Annotated in this window: 4 protein-coding genes; 3 read left to right on the top strand and 1 reads right to left on the bottom strand. The window is 75.7% G+C overall.

Annotated elements, in window-relative coordinates:
- Positions 1–2,677 (top strand): DUF3857 domain-containing protein (locus MNY60_RS23070; protein WP_242362008.1); only part of this gene is annotated, 2,677 nt, incomplete at its 5' end.
- Between the two features lie 770 nt (positions 2,678–3,447).
- Complete coding sequence (locus MNY60_RS23075) at positions 3,448–4,680, top strand: HNH endonuclease (protein ID WP_242356725.1); 1,233 nt, start codon at positions 3,448–3,450, stop codon at positions 4,678–4,680.
- A gap of 308 nt (positions 4,681–4,988) precedes the next feature.
- Here MNY60_RS23075 and MNY60_RS23080 read toward each other — a convergent pair whose 3' ends face one another.
- On the bottom strand, positions 4,989–5,603 hold the full coding sequence (locus tag MNY60_RS23080) for a DUF4230 domain-containing protein (protein ID WP_242341378.1): 615 nt from the start codon (positions 5,601–5,603) through the stop codon (positions 4,989–4,991).
- A 162-nt stretch (positions 5,604–5,765) separates the two neighbouring features.
- Here MNY60_RS23080 and MNY60_RS23085 point away from each other — a divergent pair, with 162 nt between their 5' ends.
- Positions 5,766–6,257, top strand: coding sequence for a hypothetical protein (locus MNY60_RS23085; protein WP_242356723.1), 492 nt, complete (start codon positions 5,766–5,768; stop codon positions 6,255–6,257).
- The last annotated feature ends 52 nt before the right edge of the window (positions 6,258–6,309 follow it).

Here is a 6,309-nt window from a genome sequence, read left to right on the forward strand (position 1 = left end):
CGGCCCCGCCGCGCTCGCCGCCGCGCTCGAGCCCTCTGCCGGGTTCGCGCTCGGCGCCCTCCTCGCCGCGCGGGACGCGACGCAGGTCGACCGCGAGGGCGCGAAGGCGCTGCTCGCCGGGGCGGTCGCCCGCGTGCCGGCCTCGGCGACCCTGCGCGTCGCGCGCGCCGTGGCGACCCAGGACGACGACACGCTCGACGACCAGGTGGGCCGCGCGCGCGCCGAGGCCGACCTGCGCGAGGCGCTCCAGCGCGACCGGGACGACGCCGAGGCGCGCGTCCTGCTCGCGGAGCTCCTCCGCCGCTCCGAGCGGCTCGACGACGCGGACGCGGTGCTCGCCGGGCTCGCCCCGCAGGCGGCGGCGCGGGGTGCCGCGCTCGAGGCGAAGGCCCGCGTCGCCGAGGCGCGCGGGCTCGGCGTCCTCGCCGAGGAGCTCGCGGTGAAGGCGGTCGCGGAGAGCGGCCGGTGCGGCGCCGCCGGCCTGGCCTATGCGCTCGCCGGCCGCCGCCGCGCGGTCGCGGACGAGGACGCCCGCCTGCGCGCGATCGCCCAGTGCCGGGACGGCGCGTCGCGCGTCGCCGAGCACCTGCGCCGGCGCGGGGATGCGCGCGGCGCCGCCGAGGCGCGCGCGCCGGTGTCGGCGGCGCGGCCCTGGGCCATCGAGCCCGCCCTGTCACGCGCGGGCGCGCTCGTGGGGGCGAACGACCCCGCCGGCGCGGTCGAGGCGCTCCGCGTCGTCGCGGAGCTCTGGCCGCGCAGCCCGCGCGTCGCGAAGAAGCTCGCCGACGTGACGGAGCTCGCCGGGGACGCCGCGGCCGCGCGCGCGCTCCGCGAGCGGGCCCTCCTCCTCGACGGCGCGGACCTCGCGCTCCGGCGCGCGCTCGCGCTCCAGGACGGGCACGAGGTGCTCGACGGCGCCGCCGAGGACGGCAAGGCCGCCATCCGCGCGTACGAGCGGGCGCGCCCGCGCGGCGCGACCTCCGCGGCGATGGTGCTCGACGCCGCCGCGATCGAGGTCCTCCCGGGGGGCGCCGCGATCGAGCGCACGCACCAGGTCGTGAAGGTGCTCGACCAGCAGGGCGTGGAGGAGTTCGGCGAGGTCACGGTCCCCCACGGCGCGGACGTGCTCGTGCTCCGCACGGTGAAGCCCGGCGGCCGCACCGTGGAGCCCGAGCGCGCCGGCGCGTCCAAGGGGTCGGTGTCGCTCGCCGGCCTCGAGCCCGGCGACTACGTGGAGGTGGAGCACCTGCGCGCGGTGCCGGGCGTCGGCGGCGGCTACGTCGCCGACCCGTTCTACTTCCAGGTGGGAGGCGTGCCGCTCTTCCGCTCCACCTACGTGGTGACCGCGCCCGAGGGGCTCGGCCTCGAGGTGGACGCGCACGGCATGCCGGCCCCGGAGGTGAAGCGCGAGGGGGGCCGCGAGGTGATGCGCGCGCTCCGCACCGAGGTGCCGGCGTTCGTGCCCGAGCCCGAGGCGGTGCCGATGCAGGAGTACCTGCCCTTCGTGCAGGTCGGCGCGGCGGTCGACCGCGCCGCCATCCAGCGGGCCCTCGGCGACGGCGCCCTCGAGCGGACGAAGCCCACCGAGGAGCTCCGCGCGCTGGCCCGGGAGCTCCGCACCTCGGCGGGGCCGGGCGCCCCGCCGGCCGCGCTCGCGCGCGCGGCCTACGCCCACGTCGCGCGGACCGTCCTCGGCTCGACGAGCGCGCTCGGCGAGGACGCGAGCGCGGTCCTGTCGCGCGGCCGCGGGAGCCGGCTCGTGCTCCTGAAGGCGCTCCTCTCCGAGCTCGGCCTGCGCACGCGCATCGCGCTCGCGCGCCCGTTCTCCGCGAGCGCCGTCGCCTTCCGCTTCCCGAACCCCGGCGAGTTCACGCACCCGCTCCTGCGCGTCGAGGCGGGGAAGGAGACCTTCTGGCTGGATCCGTCGCTCCGGCTCGCGCCGTTCGGCGCGCTGCCCTCGAGCGTCCTCGACGTGGACGCGCTCGTCCTGCCCGAGCCGGGCGACGCGCTCGAGCTCCAGCACACGCCCGCGCGCGCGCTCGTCCCCGAGGAGCGCCAGGTGACGGTGCGGATCGCGCTCGGCACGGACGGCGGCGCCGACGTGGAGGGGACCGATCGCTACTTCGGCGCGATGGCCGCCGCCGCCAAGGCCGCGCTCGAGAAGCTCGACGCGACCGAGCGCCGCCAGGCGGTGGAGGCGATGCTGTCGCGCACCTTCGGCGGGTTCGCGGTGCAGGACGTGACGATCGAGGGCGAGGACGATCCCGCCGCGCCCCTCGGGATCCGCTGGCGCGGCTCCGCGCCCGAGCTGGCCCGCGCCGCCGACGGCGGCGTCGTGGTCGACGCGCAGGTGTTCCCGGCGCGGCTCGCGTCGCGGTACGTGCAGGTCGCCTCGCGGCGCACGGCGCTGCTCTTGCCGACGCCGGAGCGCGGCACCTCCCGGGTGGAGATCATCGCGCCCGCGGGGCTCTCGGCGCGCGCCGCGGCGGCGCGCAAGGTGGAGACGCCCTTCGGCACCTTCGAGCGCACGGAGCGCGCCGACGGCCGAACGCTCGTGCGGGAGGAGCGGCTCGACCTCGCCCGCGGCCGGATCGCGCCCGAGCGGTACGGGGACTTCGCAGGCTTCGCGGCCGCGGTCGACGCGATCCAGGACGACCCGGCGGTCTTCCGACCGTGAAGTGCTGCTGTTCGCTGGTAAACGGCCGATCATGATTCGCGAATAGGCGCGCGAAGCGAGCCCGCCGGGGCGACGCCGCGGAAGCGGCGAAGCCGCTCGCGGCGGCGCACGGGACCCGGCGAGCCGGGTGGGGCTCCGACGACGGCGTCCAGACGTCGGTGGGGCGGGGCGCAGCCACTAGTCATTCATCACAAGTGCAGGTACTCGCCGGACGAGCGGCGGGTGGTTCGACGACGGCTTCAGTGCGCATGTCGGATTCGGGCATCGACGGGATCCGCGCACGCGCTCGTGCTCGGACCCCGTCGAACGCGGGAGGGCGGCAGAGCAGGCGAGCGTCTCGCCGTGTGTCGGGGGGGCGACGGAGTGACTTCGCGCGGGGTGCGCGCGGACTTCTCGAAGGCGCCTCCGCAGCTCGCCCCGGAGCACGGGCTGGAGCGTCATGGAAGGTCGGCCATATTCACCCACGGTGACAACTATCGCCAGCGGCAGTGCCGGCCGGTGTCGCGGCTCTTCTCGCGGCGAGGCGAGGCGTCCCAGTTGCGGTGGGTGAAACATTCTCCATTGACGCCTTCTCGCCCCGATTGCGCTCAGGCACACGGGCGGCGCGGGAAGGCCGCTCTCGCGCACGCTTCTCGCGCGTGAAGCGCGCGCGGATCGCCTTGGGGCAACGACGAGGATGCGCCGGAGAACGCCGCACAGGCGCGAGCCTGGAGCGTCTCCGGAGCTCCGAAGATCGCGTGCTACGAAGGGTGTACTGGAGGTGCATCCCCATGTCTGCGCTCACTCCCGCTGCTCTCGAGTCGAACGTCCTCGCCCTGCGCCTGCGCGAGCTCGCCGGGGAGGAACGGAACGTCCAGGTCGACTTCCTCCTGCACCTCGACGAATTCGATCGGCGCCGCGCCTTCGTCGAGATCGGCCATGCGTCCCTCTGGGCGTACTGTTTGGAGGCGCTCCACCTCCGGGAGGGCGCCGCCGGCCGGCGCATCCAGGCGATGCGGGTGCTGCGCCGCTTCCCGATCCTCGAGGCTCCGCTGCGCGATGGGCGTCTTTGCCTGTCCACCGTGGCGCTCCTCGGCCAGGTGCTCACGGAGCAGAACGTGGACGACCTCCTCGCTCGCGCCGCCTTCCGGACCCGGGCCGAGGTCGAGCACCTCGTCGTCTCCGTCCAGGCGCGCACCGCTCCGCGTGCTGGCCTTCGCAAGCTCACCGAACGCGCGCCCGCCATGGTGGGCGCAGCGCTAGAGCTCCCAAAGGCCGAGCGGGCCGAGGCGGCTACCGCACCCGGCCCTGCGGAGCCGACCCTCGATCCGGGACCTGCGGCCGGCGCGCTGCCGGCGCCCCAGCCCACTCTCGCGGAGCCGAAGCGACGGGCCGAGACGCTCGCCGTCTCGGAGAGCCAATGGTCGCTCCGCGTCACCCTCGACCGTGCCTGCAAGGAGGACCTCGAGACGCTCCGCTCGCTCCTGTCGCACAAGGTCCCGGACGGTGACCTCGCGGCGGTGCTCCGCGAGGCGATCCGCTGCGCCATCGAGAAGCACGGCAAGCGCAAGGGCGCGGTCGCGCCGGAGCGGAAGACCAAGGACGCCAAGGAAGGCTCGAACGAGGGCGCAAAGCAGGCCGGGACGACGAAGGCCGCGGCGACGAAGAAGGCCGCGGCGAAGACGCCGCCGGCGAGGACCACGATCCCGGCGATAGTGCGCCGGGCCGTGTGGAAACGCGACGGCGGGCGCTGCGCCTGGGTCGGCCCGGACGGCTGCCGCTGCAAGAGCCGCTGGAAGCTCGAGCTCGACCACATTCAACCCGCCTCCCTCGGGGGACCATCGACGATCGACAATCTTCGGCTCGCCTGCCGAGCCCACAATCTGCTTCACGCAGAGAGGAGCTTCGGGCGCGAGCACATGGATCGCTTCCGGCGCGATGCGGGCGACGGGCCGACGCCGCCCGCGCACGCTGACGTGGCACCTCTGCGTCCGGTCATGCAGCTGGGGATGTGGGCGCCGTGATTTGCGGCCGCCACGGAGCTGACCGAATCTCCGGGCAGAACGGAGGGCGGGTTTCGCATGGTCGCCAGGCTGGAGCGACGGCTCACCGCTCGCGTACTTCCGGCTTCCGATCCCCTGCGCCCCCGCTGGTGACGCTCACCGCTCTGCCGCCCCGCAGTGCTCCGCCCGGAGCGTTCCCGGCGTGCGCGTGCCGACCCGTCGATGCCCAGCCGGAGCGCGTGGTGCGCCGCTCGGCCGACCGAAGCCGCTCCCCCGGTCAGCAGCCGAAGATGTGACGAATCCTCAGGGCGCAGCCCCCGTCAGAATATTCAGCTCGCGCTCTCGCCCGGCGGGAGCGCGTCCACGAACCGCACCTCCCCGAAGCCGAGCCCGACGAGCAGCGCCCGGATGTGCCGCTCCGCCGAGGCCCGCGCCCGCGCCTTCAGCGCGACGTCGCCGTCGACCTCCCGCTCGAAGGCCACCTTGGCGAGGTCGAGCAGGCGCGCCGTCTCGGCCGAGTCGAGGTTCGAGCCGAGGATCTCGGTCTCGCCGGGGCGGATCGCGATGGTGGTGCGGATGGGCGGGAGCACCACGTCGACCCGCCGCCCCTGCACGCCCACGCTCGTGGCGTTCAGCCGCTCGAGGTCGAGGGTGAGGAAGGCGTCGGCGAAGACGATGGCCTTCCCCTTCGGCGCGGCGAGCGTGTGGCGCAGCCAGCCCGCGACGTCACCCCACAGCGAGTCCGCCTGCGTGGGCTCGGGCTCGAAGCTCACCTTCTTGTAGAGCCGCACCTCCAGGGTCTCGAGGCGGGCGACCTCGCGGATCTGGGTCGCCACGGCGGGGGGCGACGGCAGCGGCCGCTCGCGCAGGAAGATCCGGGACACGACGGCGATGCCGGCGCCGATCGAGAGGCCGAGGAGGACGACCGCGAGGAGGCGACGCATGGGGAGCATGCTATCGCGGCAGGTGCCGCGGCGCCCGGCCGGCGCCGGCGGCGCGGTGCGCCGACCTGCGCGGTGCTGCGCTCCCACCCTCTCGGCCCCACCCGCCGGCGCTCCTCGGATGGGCCGAGCGGGGCCTCCGCGGCGGGCGCATGATGGCGTCCGATGCGCCTCTCGCCCTCTCGCGTGCTCGCCTGCGCCGTGCTCCTCGCGGCGGGCTGCGCCGCAGCCCAGCGCGAGGCGCGCCTCCGCGCGGCGCTGGACGCGCAGGGCCTCTCGCGGCCGCTCGCCGAGGTGTGGCCGGCGGCGCTGCGCCTCCTCGACGAGCGCGGCTTCGACCTCGGGAGCGACGACGGCGTCTCGATCGGCAAGGCGCCGCTCGGAACCGTGTCGCAGCTCCTCTCCCAGGCCCGCGACACGCGGACCGTGAAGGGGGGCCGCTGGGTCGCCGAGACCGATCTCGACGGGTCGGACGTGCGCTACCGCGTCGAGGGGACGGAGCTCGGCGGCGGCTCCTGCCGCGTGGTCTTCTTCAAGATCGCGGGCACGCTCGAGGGGCGCGACGAGCGCGAGCACCGGGACGTCGAGCTGGAGCTCGAGCTCGCGCGGCGCGTCGATCCCGCCGCCGCGGCGCGCATGAGCGACGCCGCGCGGTGAGCGGGCCGGCGGGCCTCACCGCGCGCGGCGCGCGCGCGGCTTCGCCGCCGGC

This window comes from Anaeromyxobacter sp. SG17 (assembly GCF_022690695.1).
GTDB lineage: Bacteria > Myxococcota > Myxococcia > Myxococcales > Anaeromyxobacteraceae > Anaeromyxobacter > Anaeromyxobacter soli.

Bases quoted from the DNA above. Each gene is read 5' to 3' on its own strand.
- MNY60_RS23075 (WP_242356725.1), top strand. From the start codon at position 3,448: ATGTCTGCGCTCACTCCCGCTGCTCTCGAGTCGAACGTCCTCGCCCTG.
- MNY60_RS23080 (WP_242341378.1), bottom strand. From the start codon at position 5,603: ATGCGTCGCCTCCTCGCGGTCGTCCTCCTCGGCCTCTCGATCGGCGCC.
- MNY60_RS23085 (WP_242356723.1), top strand. From the start codon at position 5,766: ATGCGCCTCTCGCCCTCTCGCGTGCTCGCCTGCGCCGTGCTCCTCGCG.